This window comes from Herbaspirillum sp. meg3, assembly GCF_002257565.1.
Classification (GTDB): domain Bacteria; phylum Pseudomonadota; class Gammaproteobacteria; order Burkholderiales; family Burkholderiaceae_D; genus Herbaspirillum.
The window spans coordinates 728274-746827 of sequence record NZ_CP022736.1 but is presented as its reverse complement, the minus strand read 5'-3'; the positions used below and the strand labels follow the sequence as shown (position 1 = coordinate 746827).

Sequence of the window (18554 nt, the reverse complement as noted above, 5' to 3'; positions counted from 1 at the left end):
CGAAGTCTGCGCTGCGAAGTTCATGATGCGTCATCCATGATGAACTTGTTTGCAGACTTGCCCTCTCACTTGTTCTTGCCTGATGCTTATTTGACTTCCGTCTTGCCTAGCTGAACATCAGCGCAGTCAGCAAGAAGTCCAGTCCCAGCACCATCAGCGAAGCGATCACCACGGTGCGTGTCGTTGCCCGCGCAACGCCTTCGGGCGTCGGCTTGGCTTCATATCCTTGATATAGGGCAACAAAGGTTACCGCAATACCGAAAACTACGCTCTTGAGCACGCCGTTGGCAATGTCGTTCCAGACATCAACGCCGCCCTGCATTTGCGACCAGAATGCGCCCTCATCAACGCCGATCATGAGCACACCCACAATATAACCACCGATCACACCGACAGCACTAAAAATTGCCGCCAGCACGGGCATGGCAACAACACCTGCCCAGAAACGCGGTGCAATCACACGCTGCAATGGATCGACCGCCATCATTTCCATCGCGGAGAGTTGCTCACCTGCCTTCATCAGGCCGATTTCCGCCGTCAGCGAGGTGCCGGCGCGACCGGCGAACAGCAAAGCCGTCACCACAGGACCGAGTTCACGCGTCAGCGACAAGGCCACCAGCAAGCCCAGCGCCTGTTCGGAGCCGTATTTATTCAGCGTGTAGTAGCCCTGCAAACCCAGCACGAAACCGACGAACAAGCCAGAAACCGCAATGATCACCAGTGAATAGTTGCCGATGAAGTGGATCTGATCCGTGATCAGGCGCGGACGGCGCCACAGACCGCCGGACGAACGCACCACTGTCCAGAACATGCGCGCGGCAAAGCCAAGTCCCAGCACAAACTCGCGCAACGACCGGCCGAGCTTAGCGAAAAAATCGAGAATCATTGCTGCCCTCCCAGGCCGACGTCGTCTGCCAGCGAACGGCCCGGATAGTGGAACGGCACCGGGCCATCAGCCTCAGCGTGCACGAATTGCTTGACGTAAGGATCCTGCGAAGCGCGCATCTCGTCGGGTGTACCTTGCGCGACGATCTTGCCTTCCGACAGGAAGTAGACGTAATCCGCGATCCCGAACGACTCATTGACGTCATGCGACACCAGGATCGACGTCGATCCCAGTGCGTCATTGAGTTTGCGAATCAGATTGGCGGTCACGCCCATGGAAATCGGATCAAGCCCGGCAAACGGCTCGTCGTACATGATCAGCGCCGGATCGAGCGCGATTGCGCGTGCCAGCGCCACTCGGCGCGCCATGCCACCGGAAATCTCGGCCGGCTTCAGACCAGCGGCATTGCGCAGGCCGACCGCATTGAGTTTGAGCAGCACCAGGTCGCGAATCAGTTCTTCCGGCAGATTGGTGTGTTCGTGCAAAGGAAAGGCGACATTGTCGAACACCGTCATGTCGGTGAACAAGGCGCCGTTCTGGAACAGCATGCCCATCTTGCGACGCAACAGATAGAGATCGGAAGTATTCAAATCCGGTACGTTTTGACCGTCCACGGTGAGGCTGCCCGACTGCGGCCGCAACTGGCCGCCGATCAAGCGCAGGATCGTGGTTTTTCCGGAACCGGAACCGCCCATGACGGCGATCACTTTTCCACGCGGGAAGTCCATGCGGAGGCCCGACAGAATCGGGCGATCCCCATAACCAAAGTGTAAGTCTCGGATTTCTACGATGTTAGGCAAGACGGATACCAAGAATTCTCCAAAGGCGACATTGTAGAGCAAAAAGAACAATTGCTTTTGATCAGGCCATAGCGAGTGTAAATACAAACCAACGCCAGACGGGTCTTTTAACATACAGAAACAAATTGGAAACACTTCAACGCACCATTCCTGGTGCGTTGCGGCATTCTTGCCATGTTTTCGGCAAATTCCCCGACAATCTCCCTCATCTTGCAAATGCCGTCGCCTGCCGGCGGCCAAACCGCGCCTAAAGCTATAGTTAGGCGGCCCGACTTGCTACAATACCGCTTTTGATTAAGAAAGAATTTTGTCATGAGCCTCAAATGCGGCATCGTGGGCCTGCCCAACGTCGGTAAATCGACCCTCTTCAATGCCCTGACCAAAGCGGGCATCCCCGCCGAGAACTATCCGTTCTGCACCATCGAACCGAACGTCGGCATGGTCGAAGTGCCCGATCCACGCTTGCAGGCACTGGCAGAAATCGTCAAGCCGGAGCGTATCCTTTCGGCAACAGTTGAATTTGTCGACATCGCTGGCCTGGTTGCCGGCGCGTCCAAAGGCGAAGGCCTGGGCAACCAGTTCCTGTCGCATATCCGTGAAACCGACGCCATCGTCAACGTCGTGCGCTGCTTTGAAGATCCGAACGTCATCCACGTCTCCGGCAAGGTCAGCCCTCTGGACGACATCGCCGTGATCCAGACCGAACTGGCGCTGGCCGACATGGGTACCGTCGAAAAAGCCATCCATCGCGAACAGAAAAAAGCCCGCTCGGGCGACAAGGACGCCGCCAAGCTGGTTGCTCTGCTGGAACGTATCATGCCTGCACTGGACGACGCCAAGCCGGTGCGCGCGCTGGGTCTGGACGCTGAAGAAATGGCGCTGATCAAGCCGCTGTGCCTGATCACGGCCAAGCCGGCCATGTATGTCGCCAATGTCTCCGACACAGGTTTCACCAACAACCCGCTGCTGGACTTGCTGACCGCCTACGCCAAAGAACAGGGTGCACCGATCGTCGCCATCTGCGCCGCCATCGAATCGGAAATCGCCGACCTCGACGACGCCGACAAGACGGAATTTCTCGCCGACATGGGCATGGAAGAGCCAGGCCTGGATCGCCTGATCCGCGCCGGTTTCAAGCTGCTCGGCCTGCAAACATACTTCACCGCAGGCGTCAAGGAAGTCCGCGCCTGGACGGTGCCGGTCGGCGCCACCGGCCCGCAAGCCGCCGGCGTGATCCACACCGACTTCGAACGCGGCTTCATCCGCGCACAAACCATCGCTTACGAAGACTTCATCGCCTTCAAGGGCGAAGCAGGCGCCAAGGAAGCAGGCAAGATGCGCGCCGAAGGCAAGGAATACATCGTCAAGGACGGCGACGTGATGAACTTCTTGTTCAACGTTTAAACCAGCGTCTGATTGACGTCCGATCGAGGTTGACCGGGTCAAAAAAAAGAGCCGCATGAGAAATCATGCGGCTCTTTTCGTTTCAGGCATCGGATACCGGAGATCAGATGCCGAATCAGTCCGTGGCATGCGGCACCAGAAAGCGTGCGCACAAATAACTGCCAACGCCCATCACCGCAATCACCCAGCCCATCGGGGCGGGCGTGCCATTGGCAAAGGCCCCCACCAGCGCCGACCCAAGAATACCGGTGCCATACTGAATCGCACCAACCAGCGCCGACACCGATCCGGCGCGCTCAGGAAAGCAGGCCAGCGCACCGGCGATGGAATTGGCGACAATGAAACCGGTCACGCCAACAAACAAGAACAATGGCGCCACCAATCCCGCTACCCCGCCCCATCCGGTTGTCGCATCCAGCGCCAGCCACAGTCCAGACAGCGCTGTTACCGCAGTGCCGCCGCGCAGCAGACGATCGCTGCCGATACGATGCACCAGCCGTGAGTTCAGCATGTTGGTCGCCATGATGCCGATGATGCCGCCGCCAAACAGCACGCCGTAAAACTGCGGCGACACATGGTGGTAGGTGATGTAAGCGAACGGCGTACCGGCAAGGTAGGCATAGATGCCGCCGTAGAAAAATCCACCTGCGCCGGCATAGCCGAGCACGCGGCGATGCTGCAAAAATTCGCCATAGCGCATGATCGCGCGGCGCAGCGGCTCTTGCGACCGGCGCGATGCAGGCAAGGTCTCAGGCAATCTGGACAATGCTACCAGCGTCAGAGCGCCGACGCCGACCAAGGTCCAGAAAATGGCGCGCCAGGACGACCATTGTAGAATCTGCCCGCCCAGGGCCGGCCCCACCAACGGCGCAATTGCCGTCACCGTCATCAGCGTCGACATCATCTGCGCCGCGCGATGGCCGGAATACAGATCACGCACCATGGCGCGCGCAAGCACCACGCTCGCGCATGCACCGACAGCCTGTACCGCGCGCCAGCCGATGATCATGTCGGCGGTAGTCGACATGGCGCAGCCGGCCGAGCCGATGATGAACAGTATCAACCCCAGCGCCACCGGCAAGCGCCGGCCGTAGCGATCGCTGACCGGCCCCCAGACCAGCTGCCCCAGACTAAAGCCGACCAGATAACCGGACAGCGTCCATTCCAGTTTGCCGGCGTCGGCGTGCAAAGCGACTTCCATCGCCGGTAAGGCAGGCAGATAAAGATCGGTGGAAATCGAGGCAAAGGCCATCAGCGCACTCAGGATGGCCAGGATGTGCAAACTGTGGCTGGATGCTTCCTGCTGCAAGACAGGGGCAGGTGCTGCGACAGTTGCGGTGACAGTTGCGGTGACCGACACGGCGGGTTGATTCAAAGACATGATCGCTTTCAGGATGGCGCACAAAACAATCCTAGGCGCACCAGATTGCCGGTGCGCCTAGGACGGGGTAACAGTGGCTATGGCCGAACGAGCCAAGACATTTCCAGACGGATACCCAATTATCCGCCGATCCTCGTATTGCTGCAGAGACACTAAATAATAGCCTGCGGCAACCGTCCTTTCCGCTGACGCCGTATCCCGCGAACTGCTGGTAAAATCGCGCTCTCCATTCATTCCCGGGTTTCAATGCCGCGCCGGACGCAAACTGTCCCGCTGTGCGGCAATGCAAGCATCCCGACCACTCCAGCAGCAACGATATGAGCAAGCCAAACGCAAGGCCAGCAGGTCAGCAAAAAAACAAGGACAAGGGCGATGCCCCGCCCACCGACCTTGCCCCGGAAATTCGTCCCGGCCAGTCGATCGAGCTGCTCAAGGAGCTGCACATTCTGACGCGCGACGGCAAGCTGAATCAGGACAGCCGCCGCAAGTTGAAGCAGGTCTACCATCTTTATCAATTCATCGAACCGTTGCTGCAGGAAATCCGCAGCCATCATCCCGACGTCAGCGTGGTCGATCATGGCGCGGGCAAGTCCTATCTCGGTTTTATCCTGTATGACCTGTTCTTCAAATCGCTGGAAGGCGCGTCGCGCATCTACGGCATCGAGACCCGTGAAGAACTGGTGCAGAAGTCGACCGAGCTGGCGAAACGCCTCGGTTTCCCCGGCATGTCGTTTCTCAATCTGTCGGTGGCCGATTCGATCGAATCTTCCGCCCTGCCGGAGCAGATCGATGTCGTGACAGCACTCCACGCCTGCGACACCGCCACCGATGATGCCATCCACTTCGCCCTGAAAAAACGCGCGCAATTCGTGGTGCTGGTGCCATGCTGCCAGGCAGAAGTTGCCTCGGTGCTCAACCGCAACAAGGGCCAGTCCCTGGGCCGCACTTCCCTGACCGAACTGTGGCGCCATCCGCTGCATACGCGTGAATTCGGCAGCCAGGTCACCAATGTGTTGCGTTGTTTGCAACTGGAAGCGCACGGCTATCAAGTCAGCGTCACCGAACTGGTCGGCTGGGAGCACTCGATGAAGAACGAACTGATCATCGCCCGCTACAAAGACCTGCCGCGCAAACGTCCGACTGAACGCCTGCAGGAGGTCTTGCAATCGCTCGGACTGGAAGAAATGGGCGAACGATTTTTTACCGGCCTGTCGCCATCCGCAGCGCAGTAATGGTAAGCTTGTGCGCCCTCGTAACGCCGACTCAATACGGCGCCGCGGGCAACAGGGAACGTGGAGCGGGATGCACCACGTTAGGGAAAAAAGAACGGCTGCAAGACCGGATCAAAGATGAAAAGCGCTGTCGACACTCAAGCACTGATCGAAGAGAATCAGCAGTTGCATGCTGAGATGCAGGATCTCCTGGAACAGGCGCGCATCAACCAGCAGATCATGCAGCGTCACCAGGCTTTCGACCTGCGCCTGATCGGTTCCGGCGAATTCCGCGACCTGATTGAAACGGTTTCGCTGCTGATGCCGAACACCTTCAATCTGGAAATTGTCACCCTCACCCTGATCGACCACGATTTCGATATCCGGCGCATCCTGCAGGATCTGCAAATCGGTCTGGATGAATATCCCAATTTATTGTTCCACGTCGAAGGCAGCACGCCGCTGCCGCAAGACAAGCCGACGCTGGGCGCCTACAACGCGGCGCTGCACAAGCCCTTGTTTCCGAGTTATCAGCCCGCCAGCGTGGCGGTGCTGCCGCTCATGCGCCATCAGAATCCGATCGGCTGTCTGGCGCTGGGAAGCGCCCACGAAGGACGTTTTACCGGCAATCTGGCGACCGACTTCATCGAGCGCCTGGCCTCGGTCGTCGCCATCTGCCTCGAAAACGTCATCAACAACGAGCGCCTGAAACACATCGGTCTGACCGACCCGCTCACCGGCGTCAACAACCGCCGCTACATCGAACAACGCATGCAGGAAGAAATCGGCCGCGCACAGCGCGAGCGTTCCGCCTTGTCCTGCCTGTTCATCGACATCGATCATTTCAAGCGCGTCAACGACAAGTTCGGCCATCAAAGTGGCGACGACGTATTGTGCGAAGTGGCGACACGCATCAAGAAAGAATTGCGTTTGAGCGACTCGCTCGGCCGCTACGGCGGTGAAGAATTCATCGTGCTCCTGACGCAGGCAACCGTGCAAGACGCCGCACGCATCGCCGAACGCATTCGCGCCAGCGTTGCACAGCAACCGATCCTGATTGCGGGCGCCGACGAAGCCTTGCAGATCACCGTGTCTATCGGCGCTGCTGCACAAATGCCGCCGGATCGCAGTATCCCGGCCGACATCGCGCGCCAAAAGCTGGTCGCGCGCGCCGACGAAGCGCTTTACCGCGCCAAGGAAAGCGGCCGCAACCGCGTCGTGCTGGCAGAGTAAAGAAGTGTCAGTGCCCTGACGGCAGCGCTCGCTTGTCGCGAATCAGCCATGGCGTGGCAATGATCAACGCGCCGCCGATGAAATCCTGCACCCGCAATTCCGCCGCCCCCATCCACCACGCCGACGCCGCGGCAACGATGATTTCCACCAGCATCACGACCGCCGTGATATTGACCGGCAAACGCGCCACGCCATATTGCAGGCACAGGTTGGATATCATGAACAGTACCGACCACAATGCCAATGTCGGCACCGATGGCGCACCGATGGAAGCCGGCCACGCAATTACGCCGGTCACCGCGAGGGCGGCGCCCAGCACCAGCGACAACACGGCGCCACCACCCAGCATCGCAATCGAGCGCGCCCCGTCGGCCACGCCATGCAAACGGCGCAGCATCACATTGCTGAAGGCAAAACTCAAGCCGCCGAGCAAGGCCACCCAGTCGGCCAGATCGTGCGGCAAAGGCACGCCGATGGCTGGCTGATACAACACGATCAGCGCGCCGAACAGTCCCAGTGCGATCCGTAGTACGGCAGGCCGGGTAATCGGCTCATGCAGCACCAGACGTGCCAGAATCACGGCCCAGATCGGCATCAGATAAAACAGCAACACCACGCGCACCACATCGCCAAAGGCTACCGCGCCGTTGAAGGCGATATTGTTGACGCCGGAGGCCACAGCGACGTAGAGCAGCTCGGGATGTTTGCGCAGCTCGGCGATGGATTTGCGTTTGAGCAGCAACAGCCAGATCGTGCAGAACGAAAATATGATCGCAGTCGACCAGATCGGATGGATGCCCTGCTGCTGCAGGGATTTGAAGGCAATCCAGGACAAGCCCCAGATGGTCGTGTTGACGAGCAAAGCACCGACGGCCCGCGGCGGAATAGGTTGCATGGAGTCCTGCAGAAAAGAAAACGCGACCGTCATTGTAATCGGGTCGCGCTGTTCTCGATTTGCGCTGCAGAAATACTCTATATCACGTAGAACCCATGGGTGCCGTCCCGGCCAAGCTGCTCGACCAGGCCAAATTCCCAATCGAGGTAAGCCTGCATGGCCGAGGCCGGGTTGTCGGTGCCTTCATAAGGCCGGCGGTAGCGGTCGATGCGCGGTGAAGCCAGTGCACTTTCACCAGTCTCGATCGGCAAGCCGGCTGCCTTCCAGCCGTTGTCGCCGCCGTCGAGCAAGAACACCGGCTTGTCGGTCAGCGCGGCCAGGTCGCCGATCACATACGCGGCCAGCAAGCTGCTGCCACACGTAACGACATAACGCTCAGCGGAAGGCAAGTTTGCCAGCGCCTGCGGCAATTGCGAACGCAAGGCAAACCAGGCGCCGGGAATATGTTGCTTGACGTAGTTGGCGCTGGTGGCGAAATCGACGACGACGGTGCCGTCCTTGCGCTCCAGCCAGGTCGCCAGGGTCTGCGGCGAGATTTTTTCCGACTGCGGTGCAGGCGGCAACTCACGTTTAACCGGGCCTTGTTCGGACAATTGCTGCACCGTCACGCCGTCGAGTACGTATACTTCCCACGCCATCTGCGCCAGCCACGATGCAGTCATATTGGCGCGTACGCCATCGTCGTCGGCCAGTACGATACGGGCGCCACGCACGGTGGCGTTGGACTCGGTTTCCTGCACTAGTTGCCCGCCGGGCGCACTGAGAAATCCCGGCAAATGCCCTGCCTCATATTCCTGCGGCGTGCGCACGTCGAACTGATAGGTCGTGCGCGTAATGTCCGCACGAAAAGCTTGCAAGCCCGCCTGATCGAGTCGTTTGACACCGGCGCGATCCGCAACCGCGCGTGCATCGCTGGCTGCCTGGGCGCGCGTTTGCGCAGTGACGTCGACCGGGAACTGACGGCTGTTGCCGTGCTCCAGCTGTTGTCCCGCCAGCGTCCAGCCGATGGTGCCGTTGCGCAGCGCATGCACCTGATTCGGAATACCTGCGTTGACCAGCGATTGCGTGCCGATGATGCTGCGCGTACGGCCGGCGCAATTGACGATGACGCGGGTGTTGGGATCCGGCGCCAGTTCGCGCACGCGCAAGACCAGCTCGGCACCCGGCACGCTGACCGAGGTCGGAATATTCATGTTCTGATATTCATCGAAACGGCGCGCATCCAGCACGACCACATCTTCTTTTGCGTCGAGCAGAGCCTTGACCTCTTGCGCCGACAAGGACGGCGTGTGGCGCTTGCTTTCCACCAGTTCGCCAAAGGATTTGCTGGGTACGTTGACGTCTTGAAACAACTCGCCGCCTGCCACCCTCCAGCCTGTGACACCGCCCTCAAGAATGCTGACGTTGCTGTAGCCGAGCGCGATGAAACGGGTGGCGGATTGTTGCGCCAGACCTTCGCCGTCATCGAGTACGACGATGGCGGTGTCGCGGCGCGGAATGCGCGCATAGGCCAACAGCTCCAGATGCGAGAACGGCAGATTGGCGGCGAACAGCGGATGCGCTTCGGCGTGCGGCGCTTCTTCGCGCACGTCGACCAGTGCGATCTCGCGGCGCGCCAAAAGATCTTCTCGGACTTGCTGGAAGCTGCGGGTGGGAATGCTGGTGTGGCTGATGCTGCTCATCTTGTTTTCGTCTCCAGGGACAGATCCCAAATATTAGGTAAGGTCGTGTTTGAATAACCCGAAATGAATTCCTTGCGTGTGCCATCCGGCGGGTACACCGATCGATGCACCGCGCCGATGTTGGCGCCATACACGTGGATACTGATCGACACCTTGTCATCGTAGGCATTACGCACGCGATGGATGTCGTCGAGTCCCTCCACATGCGGCGATACCGCTTCCACCATGCCGGGCGTTAATTGTATCGGTTCTCCGAAAGGCAGGAGCGCACCCGCATTGCCGTCCTCATTGTCGTTCTGCCGCCGATAGGATTGCGAATATTCCGAACCGCGCAGCATACCGATCAATCCCCACACGGTATGGTCGTGCACCGGCGTTTGCTGGCCCGGCCCCCAGACAAAACTCACCACCGAAAACCGCTGCGCCGAGTCAACGTGCAAGAGGTATTGGCGATAACGCTCGGGATCCGGCTGAGCGTAAGCTTCCGGCAACCAATCGTCGACGGCGACCAGCTCGCGAAGAAGCGATGAGCCTTCGCGAATGATGTCGGCTTCGCCGGGCTCTCGTTCCAGCAAAGCCGCAAACGAGGTGATGAAATGACGTAGACGCTGATGATTGGGCATGGCTGCTTTCTCGGCAAGGCGACCGTTCATGCGCAGCCGGTTCGGTGCGCACAGGAATCAGCCGCAGAACGGCAAAAGAAATGGCGAACGATGATGATACCGCGCCAGGACAGCGAAGCAGAAATACGGACTGCCTATAAGCAAGCAGGATTTTCTTATGACGCCACGGAAAGGTGACAGATATGGTGGAAGAGCTGCCGTGCGGGCGACGTAAGGTACGGGCGGAAACCGATCAGGCCTTGGCCCCGGCTTGCAGGGTTTCGTACTTGACCATCAGTTGTTCCTTGGATTCGCGCCAGGCCGGATCGAAGGGAATGCAGGCGACCGGGCAGACTTGCTGGCATTGCGGCTCATCGAAATGGCCGACGCATTCGGTGCATTTGTTGGGGTCGATTTCATAGATCTGCGGCCCCATGTAGATCGCTTCGTTCGGGCACTCAGGCTCGCAGACGTCGCAGTTAATGCAATCATCAGTGATCATCAGTGCCATAAATTACTCCGCTCTCTTTTCAACCAAACTGCCTTGCCCGCAAAGGATGCAGACAAGGCAATTACACATCAGCTACAGATCCATCTTCGCCATCTTTTCCTTCAGCCACTTTTCGACTGATGGAAATACAAACTTCGATACGTCGCCGCCCAACAGGGCGATTTCACGCACAATCGTGCCCGATATGAATTGATATTGGTCCGACGGGGTCAGAAACAAGGTTTCCACGTCAGGCAACAGATAACGATTCATGCCGGCCATCTGGAATTCATATTCGAAGTCCGATACCGCACGCAAGCCGCGCACGATCACGCGGGCATTGTTTTGCCGCACAAAATCCTTGAGCAGGCCGGAAAAACTTTCCACCTGGACATTGGGGTAATGTCCCAATACTTCATTTGCTATCGACAGGCGCTCCTCAAGGGAGAAAAACGGCTTCTTGTTTTTGCTGTCCGCTACGCCTACGACCAACTTGTCAAACAATCCCGATGCGCGTCTTACCAGATCTTCATGGCCACGTGTCAACGGATCGAATGTTCCCGGATAAACTGCTGTTACCATCAGGGTCTCTCCTCACCAGCTAAGCAATCAGAACGCGCATTATGCCTGAATTAACCGATGTTTTTGCGCTGCAATAAGTGATAAAACACCACACCTGCCTTATCGGCCCGAACAACTTCCCACGGCGCCATCCAGTCCGGGAGTGCATCGCCCTCCAGGGAATGCTCTGATTCCACATACATCAGGCCCTTGGACGCCAACAGTTGCTCGCATATCGGCATGATTTTCGCCAACCAGTTTTGATGATACGGCGGATCGGCAAAAATAAGATTAAATCCGTTGGCAGTTGTGGTGCGCGTGCTCAATCCCTGCAACAGCGCCAAGGCGTCGCCGCGCTGAATTTCGACTTGCGCGGCCTGCAGTTTTTCTTTATTCGCTTCAAGCTGACGCACCGCCGGTGTGTGGTTTTCAACCATCACGACGCGCGGCGCGCCACGGCTGGCGGCTTCGAAGCCAAGCGCGCCGGAGCCGGCGAACAAGTCAAGACAACTCACCTGCTCCCAGTTGCCGTCGATCAGATGCGTCACCCAGTTGAATACGGTTTCGCGGACACGATCCGGCGTCGGCCGCAGGCCCTCCGCTTCCAGCACCGGGAGCGGCGTACGCTTCCATTGCCCGCCAATAATCCGAACCTGATGTGCGCTGCGGCTATGCACGGCCGCGCCATGTTTTCTTACAGTCTTGCTCATATTTTAATTTGCCTCGCCCACCACGACAGTCGTCAATTGATCGGGCGCAATTTTACGCTTGAAGGCATCGCGAATCTGCGCGATGGTGACTTTACCGATATTGGCTGTCCAGGTGTCGAGATAATCCAACGGTAAACCGTAATAGCCGATCACCGCCAGGTTGTCGAGAATCTTGCGATTGTTGTCGATACGCAAGGCGAAACCGCCAACCAGGTTGTCCTTGGCGGCTTTCAGTTCGGCGGCCGTCGGGCCGTCTCGCAAATAAGTTGCCAGCGTGCTGCGCACCACGCCAAGCGCTTCGTTGGTTTGCTCCTGTTTGGTTTGCAAGCCGATCTGGAACGGGCCCTTTTGCGCCAGTGGAGAAAAATAGCTGTAGACGCTGTAGCTGAGCGCGCGCTTCTCGCGTACTTCATTGGTCAAGCGCGACACAAACCCGCCACCGCCAAGGATGTAGTTGCCGACCGTCAGTGCAAAGAAATCCGGATCGCCGCGCACCAGCGCCGGCATGCCGATCAGGATATGCGACTGCGATGCCGGATGCGCGATACGCTGTTCTGTAGCTTTGCCTGCAAGCACGTCGGGCAAGGCCTGCAGTGCTGCGCCTTGCGGCAATTGCTGGGTCAGGCGTTGTGCAATCTGATCAGCCTGCGTACGCGTGACGTCGCCGATCATGGCAATGACGGCGTGGTTGGCGACGTAATGCGCACGATGGAAATTCACCAGATCGTCGCGTGTGATGCCGGCGACCGAAGCTTCGCTTTCCTGACGTGCATAGGGATGTTCGCCATAGAGTGCGGCCCAGAATGCTTTGGCGGCGATGTCTTCCGCCTTGGTTTGTGATTCCTTGACATCCGCGATGGTGCGCGCCTGATCGCGCGCGAACAAGTCCACCGGGAAACTCGGCTGCGCCAGAGTCCGCGCCAGCAAACCCACTGCGGCATCGCGCTCAGCAGCACTCGACAACATGCGCAAGGTGACACCGGCGCGATCCAGGCTGGCGCCGCCGCCGCGCTGTGCCGCCACATCGGCGAAACCATCCAGAATCTGCGCCTCCGACAGGGCCGGTGCATCCGCAGTGGCAGAAGCACCACGCGTCAGCATGGCGTTGGTCAACGATGCCAGACCGGATTTACGAACCGGATCGCGACGCGTGCCGGCATCGAATTCGACACTGAGATCGAGCATGGGAATCGCATGGTTCTCGACAAACAGCACGCGCGCGCCGTTGGGCAAGGACCACGACTGAATCTGCAAAGCGGCCTGCGCTTGCGTGACAAAACAGGCGAGCAGAAGCGCACAAACCAGGCAATATTTTTTCATCTTGTTGCTGACTGAATAAACATACAAATCGTGAAAACCGTCATGACTGCGGCGGCATGGTGATCGCCGACACGGCGGGTGCAGGAATCGGTTTGCCTTCGACCCAGTCGATGATCGGCTGCCATTGCTCGATATCACGCTGCACGCGCGAAGGCGCGATGTCCCACAGTGTCAGGCCGTGCGCTGCCAGTTGCACATAGTTCTGCGTATCGCGCAGATAGCTCAGCACCGGCAGGTTCAGGCCCTCAATGAAGCGATGCAACTGATCCGCCGAACGCGTCCGTGCGTCGACCCGCATGCCGACGATGCCGACATCGATCTCCCCTTGCCGTACGGATTTTTCTTCCGCCAGCCGACGCAAAAAATCCTGCGTGGCGAGAATGTCGAAGATCGATGGCTGCAGAGGTACGATCACCTTGTCCGCCATTTTCAGAACATCATTCAGACGCCATCCATGCAAGCCGGCCGGTGTATCCAGCACCACATGGGTAGTGCCCTTCGGCGGCTTGGCGATATAGTCTTCGCTGATATCCCAGGTGGCGATCTGCGTCGCTGCCGGTGGCCGGATGTTGAGCCAGGCACGCGCCGATTGCTGGCGATCGATATCGCCCAGCAGCACGCCATGTCCGCGGCTGGCGAAGTAGCCGGCCAGGTTGGTGGAAAGAGTACTTTTACCTACGCCGCCTTTGGGGTTCGCAACGACGATCACTGGCATGTTTTTCCTCCATAAGGGTGCAACGCTCGGACAGTTTTTAGGACAAACATCGTCATCCAATCAGGCTACAGATTCAATACCAGCGCAGTGCGGCTCAACGCAGCGGGCCCGGCGGCGGCCCCAGCTTCTTGCCCGACAAGGGCAAGGGTTCCAGCGTGGCGACGGTCAGCTTGTCGTCGGTGAAATACTTCTGCGCGACAGCCTGCACTTGCTGCGGCGTCACGGATTTCAGCTTGTCGACGATGCGATCGATGTTCTTGTGCGACAGACCGGACATTTCCATCACGCCGATTTCCATGGCTTGGCCGAAGATGGAATCGCGCTTGTAAATTTGCGAAGCGATCAGTTGTGTCTTCACGCGCTGCAGCTCTTGCTCCGATACGCCGTCTTTCGCGACACGCGTGACTTCGGCGCGCAGCAGCGCTTCCAGTTGTGCGGTAGTGGTGCCGGCGGCCGGACTGCCTTCCAGCGTGAACAAGGTCGGGCCGCGCGTGATGTCGTCATAACCCGCGCCGACGCTGTTGGCGACCTTGTCGGTGCGCACCAGCTTGTCATTCAGACGTGCGTTGTCGTAGCCGTCGAGGACTGCCGACAACACGTCCAGAGCATAGGCTTCCTGATCCTTTTCGATGTCGCGCAAGTTCGGCACCTTGAAGGCCAGGATCACGTAGGGATTCTCGGCCGGCGCCTTGACGGTGACGCGGCGCAGGCCGTGTTGTTCAGGCTCGTTTTGCGGCTTGCCGCGCACGATGGTTTTGGCCGGGATGCTGCCGAAATACTTCTCGGCCATCGCCACCACCTTGTCGGCGCTGACATCGCCGCTGACCACCAGCGTAGCGTTGTTGGGCGCGTACCAGCGGCGATACCAGGCTTCGATATCGGCGATGGTCATGTTCTGCAGATCGTCCATCCAGCCGACCACAGGATGATGATACGGATGCGCGACGAAGGCTGCGGCGTGCAGTGCCTCACTCATCAAGCCTTGCGGCTGGTCGTCGGTGCGCCAGCGACGCTCTTCCATGACGACACGGATTTCTTTGGCGAACTCGCTCTTGTCGAATTGCAAATTGCGCATTCGGTCCGCTTCCAGCGCCATGACAGCTTCCAGGCGAGTGTGCTCGACCTGCTGGAAATAGGCGGTGTAATCGCGATTGGTGAAGGCATTCTCTCTGCCGCCCAGTTCTGCGACCAAACGGCTGAATTCGCCGGTCTTGTGCTTTTTGGTGCCCTTGAACATCATATGTTCAAGGGCGTGCGCGATGCCGGTGGTGCCGTTGGTCTCATCAATGGATCCGACCTTGTACCAGACCATCTGCACTGCCGTCGGCGCACGATGATCCTCTTTCACGATCACTTTCATGCCGTTTTTGAGCATGAACTCCGAGGCGACGGAAGGTGCGGACTGGGCCAGAGCAGCGGGGCCCAAGGCCGCCAGGCAGCCAAATAACAAACCGGTCGACAGGATTGCGCTGATCTTCAATTTCATTCGCTGTGCTCTGATAGAATGCGGGGGCTGGCCAAGGACGGCCCGGACGGCAGTATCCGGGCATAAGGCTGGCCAATTGTACCTTGTTCATCGCGCTTTTCCCTCCGGGAAACCATGGAAACGCGCCCTCATCCGACACCGCAGCCACATTCGACGAATCAGCCCAGCATCCGATGTTTAGTTTCTTCAAGAAAAAGCCCCAGCCAGAACCCGTCGTCGCCAAAGAAGCCGCGCCAGTTGTACCTGTCGCCGTTCCCGTTGTTGTCGCGACGACACCTGAAATACCTGCGCCCGTCTCCGCGCCTGTTGCTGAGGAAATCGTCGAAATCGTCGAATCCGCGCCGCCCTCCCCGGAAGCCAAGCGTTCCTGGCTGGCCCGTCTCAAGAGCGGCCTGTCCAAAACCTCCAGCAACCTGACCACGCTGTTCATCGGCGCCAAGATCGGCGACGATCTCTATGAAGAGCTGGAGTCGGCCCTGCTGGTCTCGGACGCCGGGGTCGAGGCAACTCAATTCCTGCTTGATTCGCTCAAGAAAAAAGTCAGGGACGAAAAATTGACCGAAGCCGACCAGGTGCGTCAGGCCCTGCGTACGCTGCTGATCGACATGCTGCGCCCGTTGCAGAAACCGCTGGTGCTGGGCCGCCATCAACCGCTGGTGATGATGATCGCGGGCGTCAACGGCGCCGGCAAGACCACCACGATCGGCAAGCTGGCCAAGCATTTGCAGGCACATGACCAATCGGTGCTGCTGGCCGCCGGCGACACTTTCCGCGCTGCCGCGCGCGAACAGCTGACGATCTGGGGCGAGCGCAACAACATTACCGTGATTTCCCAGGAATCGGGTGACCCAGCCGCAGTCGCCTACGACGCCGTACATTCGGCCACGGCGCGCGGCACCAATGTCGTCATGGTCGATACCGCCGGCCGCCTGCCGACGCAATTGCACCTGATGGACGAGCTGAAGAAGATCAAACGCGTCATCGGCAAGGCCATGGACACCGCACCGCACGAAGTACTGCTGGTCATTGACGGCAATACCGGCCAAAATGCGTTGGCGCAGGTCAAGGCTTTCGACGATGCGCTCGGCCTGACCGGGCTGATCGTCACCAAGCTGGACGGTACCGCCAAAGGCGGCATCCTGGCGGCGATCGCCAAAACCCGTCCGGTGCCGCTGTACTTCATCGGCGTGGGCGAACAAATCGACGACCTGCAAGCTTTCGACGCCGAAGAATTCGTGGATGCGTTGCTAAGTTAACAAATAAGTTAATCGATACACAAAGCTGAAATACGCCAAAAAGAAAAGATCAAACAACCGACGATGATTGAATTCGCCAAGGTCTCCAAACAATACTCGCGCGATGTGTTCGCCTTGCGCGATATCACGCTGTCGGTGCAAAAAGGCGAATTGCTGTTCCTTGCCGGCCCCTCCGGCGCAGGCAAATCCACCTTGCTGAAAATGATCGCCGCCATGGAGCGCCCGAGCAGCGGCACGCTCAGCGTCAACGGCCAGAGCATCAATACCATCAAGCCTTCCGGCATGCCGTATCTGCGCCGCAATCTCGGCCTGATTTTCCAGCAGCAACGCCTCTTGCAAGACCGCAGCATCCTGTCCAACGTCATGTTGCCGCTGATCGTGACCGGCGCCGCCCGCTCGGACGCCGAGAAACGCGCCCGCGCTGCGCTGGACAAGGTCGACCTGCTCGACAAGGCAGCTTCTGGTCCGCAAGAACTCTCCGGCGGCGAACAGCAGCGCGTGGCGATTGCCCGCGCCATCGTCAACCGCCCGCAAATCATCCTGGCTGACGAACCAACCGCCAACCTCGACCGGGACAACGCCAACAAGGTGCTTGCCGCGCTCAAGTCCTTCCACGGCGTCGGCGTGACCTGTCTGATCTCGACGCATGACGAGCAATACCTGACCGGCGCCGACCGCATCGTCTATCTGGACCGCGGCCGTATCGTTGACGGCTGGCACAATGGCGTCAGCCATCCGGTGGAGATTTCTCAATGAATTGGCTGCGTCAACATTTCTTCGCCTTCGCCGATGCTTTTAGCCATCTTCTGCGTTCGCCTGGCAATTTCGTACTCAATGTGCTGGTGGTCTCGATTGCGCTGGCATTGCCCTTCGCCGGCCTGACCGTGCTGGAAAACGTACGACCGGTGTCTGAGCAGCTCGCCGTCGAGCCGGAAATCAGTATCTTCCTGAAAATGGACGTCTCGCGCGACAAGGCTACAGCGCTGAGCAGCACCATCAATAGCATCCTGCAAAGCAGCGGCAGCACAGCCAAGGTGGAATTCACACCACGCGAAAAAGCCTTCGACTCACTCAAGAGCAAGACCGGCCTCAATGACGTACTGGCAACGCTGGGATCGAATCCTTTGCCGGACAGTTATGTCCTGAAACTCTCAGGATTCCAGAATGCCATGGACGCCAGCCGTGTCGATGACATCGCTCAGAAGCTCAAAGCCATGCCCGGCGTCGACACGGTTCAGATCGATTCAGCCTGGGTCAAGCGCCTGGCGGCACTGCTGCGCATCTTGCGGCTGGTGTTGCTGTTCCTCGGTATCACACTGGGTGCGGTCGTGGTCGCGGTGGTGTTCAACACCATCCGTCTGCAGGTCATGACCCAGTATGAGGAGATTGAGGTCTCGCGCCTGCTGGGCGCCACCAACGCCTTCATCCATCGCCCGTTCTATTACACCGGCGCTCTGCTGGGCCTGTGCGCAGGCGGTCTGGCGCTGGGACTGGTGGTACTGGCATTGCAGCCGCTGAATCTGGCCATCACCGATTTCGCCCGCCTCTATGCTTCGGAGTTCCGTCTGGCGGCACCGAGCATCGAAGCCATCGCCTTCCTGCTTGGCGCCAGCGCCCTGCTTGGCCTGTTTGGCGCCATGTTGTCGGTCAAGCGGCATCTGTCCCGGCTGACCTGACCAAACTCCTCGTCGCTTCGGCGTTCCCGCTTCATTAAGGCCGTCATTTTTCGATAGAAATGACGGCCTTTGTTCATTGTTGCTTTGCAAAAATTGTTACAGCTTTCTTCTTGAAAGAAGCAACTTTGGCCCTCAGATCCCCTCTAATTCTTGCGATGAAAGCCAATTGCATCAAAAGCAACCATAGAAATTAGCTATTCCTTCCTTCCAAATTCGTTATTAGCACTCCCCTGGAAGGAGTGCTAG

The 18554-nt window shown here is 58.8% G+C and carries 18 protein-coding genes; 6 read left to right on the top strand and 12 right to left on the bottom strand.

The annotated features are described in order from the left end of the window. Positions 1-106: 106 nt before the first annotated feature. Together mlaE and hmeg3_RS03425 are read right to left on the bottom strand one after the other, a co-directional pair. On the bottom strand, positions 107-886 hold the full coding sequence (gene mlaE / locus hmeg3_RS03430) for a lipid asymmetry maintenance ABC transporter permease subunit MlaE (protein ID WP_094562488.1): 780 nt from the start codon (positions 884-886) through the stop codon (positions 107-109). Further along, on the bottom strand, positions 883-1686 hold the full coding sequence (locus hmeg3_RS03425) for an ABC transporter ATP-binding protein (RefSeq protein WP_094566112.1): 804 nt from the start codon (positions 1684-1686) through the stop codon (positions 883-885). Before hmeg3_RS03425 ends, mlaE begins: the two co-directional genes overlap by 4 nt. A 312-nt stretch (positions 1687-1998) precedes the next feature. Between hmeg3_RS03425 and ychF the strand changes: the two genes are divergently transcribed. After that, on the top strand, positions 1999-3090 hold the full coding sequence (gene ychF / locus hmeg3_RS03420; RefSeq protein ID WP_094562487.1) for a redox-regulated ATPase YchF: 1092 nt from the start codon (positions 1999-2001) through the stop codon (positions 3088-3090). 115 nt (positions 3091-3205) lie between these two features. On the opposite strand, the gene hmeg3_RS03415 is transcribed toward ychF, so the two are convergent. After that, positions 3206-4342, bottom strand: a complete 1137-nt coding sequence (locus hmeg3_RS03415) for a multidrug effflux MFS transporter (RefSeq protein WP_232511982.1) — start codon at positions 4340-4342, stop codon at positions 3206-3208. A gap of 446 nt (positions 4343-4788) precedes the next feature. Here hmeg3_RS03415 and hmeg3_RS03410 point away from each other — a divergent pair, with 446 nt between their 5' ends. Both hmeg3_RS03410 and hmeg3_RS03405 read left to right on the top strand, forming a co-directional pair. Continuing rightward, positions 4789-5703: an SAM-dependent methyltransferase gene (locus tag hmeg3_RS03410; RefSeq protein WP_094562486.1), complete on the top strand. Its 915-nt coding sequence runs from the start codon at positions 4789-4791 to the stop codon at positions 5701-5703. A 117-nt stretch (positions 5704-5820) separates the two neighbouring features. Then, a complete protein-coding gene (locus hmeg3_RS03405) occupies positions 5821-6915 on the top strand; it encodes a diguanylate cyclase (RefSeq protein WP_094562485.1) in 1095 nt (364 codons plus the stop codon). 7 nt (positions 6916-6922) lie between these two features. Here the strand turns inward: hmeg3_RS03405 and hmeg3_RS03400 are convergent, their stop codons facing one another. The 9 genes from hmeg3_RS03400 to hmeg3_RS03360 all read right to left on the bottom strand — a co-directional run bounded on the left by hmeg3_RS03400 (position 6923) and on the right by hmeg3_RS03360 (position 15376). Further along, on the bottom strand, positions 6923-7810 hold the full coding sequence (locus tag hmeg3_RS03400; RefSeq protein WP_232511847.1) for a DMT family transporter: 888 nt from the start codon (positions 7808-7810) through the stop codon (positions 6923-6925). A gap of 77 nt (positions 7811-7887) precedes the next feature. After that, positions 7888-9492, bottom strand: coding sequence for a rhodanese-related sulfurtransferase (locus hmeg3_RS03395; RefSeq protein WP_094562483.1), 1605 nt, complete (start codon positions 9490-9492; stop codon positions 7888-7890). Continuing rightward, positions 9489-10145, bottom strand: coding sequence for a cysteine dioxygenase (locus hmeg3_RS03390; protein WP_304441847.1), 657 nt, complete (start codon positions 10143-10145; stop codon positions 9489-9491). Before hmeg3_RS03390 ends, hmeg3_RS03395 begins: the two co-directional genes overlap by 4 nt. A gap of 202 nt (positions 10146-10347) precedes the next feature. Next, entirely contained in the window at positions 10348-10605 is a 258-nt protein-coding gene (locus hmeg3_RS03385) for a YfhL family 4Fe-4S dicluster ferredoxin (RefSeq protein WP_094562482.1), read from the bottom strand. A gap of 72 nt (positions 10606-10677) precedes the next feature. Further along, on the bottom strand, positions 10678-11166 hold the full coding sequence (gene coaD, locus hmeg3_RS03380) for a pantetheine-phosphate adenylyltransferase (protein WP_007879597.1): 489 nt from the start codon (positions 11164-11166) through the stop codon (positions 10678-10680). A 50-nt stretch (positions 11167-11216) separates the two neighbouring features. Next, positions 11217-11855, bottom strand: a complete 639-nt coding sequence (rsmD, locus tag hmeg3_RS03375; RefSeq protein ID WP_094562481.1) for a 16S rRNA (guanine(966)-N(2))-methyltransferase RsmD — start codon at positions 11853-11855, stop codon at positions 11217-11219. 3 nt (positions 11856-11858) lie between these two features. Further along, positions 11859-13175 (bottom strand): pitrilysin family protein, encoded by a 1317-nt coding sequence (locus hmeg3_RS03370; RefSeq protein WP_094562480.1) that lies wholly within the window; start codon positions 13173-13175, stop codon positions 11859-11861. 40 nt (positions 13176-13215) lie between these two features. Beyond that, a complete protein-coding gene (locus hmeg3_RS03365) occupies positions 13216-13890 on the bottom strand; it encodes a ParA family protein (RefSeq protein ID WP_094562479.1) in 675 nt (224 codons plus the stop codon). 94 nt (positions 13891-13984) lie between these two features. Next, complete coding sequence (locus tag hmeg3_RS03360; protein ID WP_094562478.1) at positions 13985-15376, bottom strand: pitrilysin family protein; 1392 nt, start codon at positions 15374-15376, stop codon at positions 13985-13987. Between the two features lie 173 nt (positions 15377-15549). On the opposite strand from hmeg3_RS03360, the gene ftsY reads away from it, so the two are divergent. From ftsY to ftsX, 3 genes are all read left to right on the top strand, one after another. Further along, on the top strand, positions 15550-16632 hold the full coding sequence (gene ftsY / locus hmeg3_RS03355) for a signal recognition particle-docking protein FtsY (RefSeq protein ID WP_094562477.1): 1083 nt from the start codon (positions 15550-15552) through the stop codon (positions 16630-16632). A gap of 63 nt (positions 16633-16695) precedes the next feature. After that, complete coding sequence (locus hmeg3_RS03350) at positions 16696-17388, top strand: cell division ATP-binding protein FtsE (RefSeq protein ID WP_094562476.1); 693 nt, start codon at positions 16696-16698, stop codon at positions 17386-17388. Further along, positions 17385-18308, top strand: a complete 924-nt coding sequence (gene ftsX, locus hmeg3_RS03345) for a permease-like cell division protein FtsX (protein WP_094562475.1) — start codon at positions 17385-17387, stop codon at positions 18306-18308. Before hmeg3_RS03350 ends, ftsX begins: the two co-directional genes overlap by 4 nt. The last annotated feature ends 246 nt before the right edge of the window (positions 18309-18554 follow it).

Coding starts and splice junctions, on each gene's coding strand:
- hmeg3_RS03365 (WP_094562479.1), bottom strand. CDS start 13,890: ATGCCAGTGATCGTCGTTGCGAACCCCAAAGGCGGCGTAGGTAAAAGT.
- hmeg3_RS03385 (WP_094562482.1), bottom strand. CDS start 10,605: ATGGCACTGATGATCACTGATGATTGCATTAACTGCGACGTCTGCGAG.
- hmeg3_RS03405 (WP_094562485.1), top strand. CDS start 5,821: ATGAAAAGCGCTGTCGACACTCAAGCACTGATCGAAGAGAATCAGCAG.
- ftsX (WP_094562475.1), top strand. CDS start 17,385: ATGAATTGGCTGCGTCAACATTTCTTCGCCTTCGCCGATGCTTTTAGC.
- hmeg3_RS03360 (WP_094562478.1), bottom strand. CDS start 15,376: ATGAAATTGAAGATCAGCGCAATCCTGTCGACCGGTTTGTTATTTGGC.
- rsmD (WP_094562481.1), bottom strand. CDS start 11,855: ATGAGCAAGACTGTAAGAAAACATGGCGCGGCCGTGCATAGCCGCAGC.
- hmeg3_RS03390 (WP_304441847.1), bottom strand. CDS start 10,145: ATGAACGGTCGCCTTGCCGAGAAAGCAGCCATGCCCAATCATCAGCGT.
- mlaE (WP_094562488.1), bottom strand. CDS start 886: ATGATTCTCGATTTTTTCGCTAAGCTCGGCCGGTCGTTGCGCGAGTTT.
- hmeg3_RS03400 (WP_232511847.1), bottom strand. CDS start 7,810: ATGCAACCTATTCCGCCGCGGGCCGTCGGTGCTTTGCTCGTCAACACG.
- hmeg3_RS03370 (WP_094562480.1), bottom strand. CDS start 13,175: ATGAAAAAATATTGCCTGGTTTGTGCGCTTCTGCTCGCCTGTTTTGTC.
- hmeg3_RS03415 (WP_232511982.1), bottom strand. CDS start 4,342: ATGGCCTTTGCCTCGATTTCCACCGATCTTTATCTGCCTGCCTTACCG.
- hmeg3_RS03395 (WP_094562483.1), bottom strand. CDS start 9,492: ATGAGCAGCATCAGCCACACCAGCATTCCCACCCGCAGCTTCCAGCAA.
- ftsY (WP_094562477.1), top strand. CDS start 15,550: ATGTTTAGTTTCTTCAAGAAAAAGCCCCAGCCAGAACCCGTCGTCGCC.
- hmeg3_RS03410 (WP_094562486.1), top strand. CDS start 4,789: ATGAGCAAGCCAAACGCAAGGCCAGCAGGTCAGCAAAAAAACAAGGAC.
- hmeg3_RS03350 (WP_094562476.1), top strand. CDS start 16,696: ATGATTGAATTCGCCAAGGTCTCCAAACAATACTCGCGCGATGTGTTC.
- coaD (WP_007879597.1), bottom strand. CDS start 11,166: ATGGTAACAGCAGTTTATCCGGGAACATTCGATCCGTTGACACGTGGC.
- ychF (WP_094562487.1), top strand. CDS start 1,999: ATGAGCCTCAAATGCGGCATCGTGGGCCTGCCCAACGTCGGTAAATCG.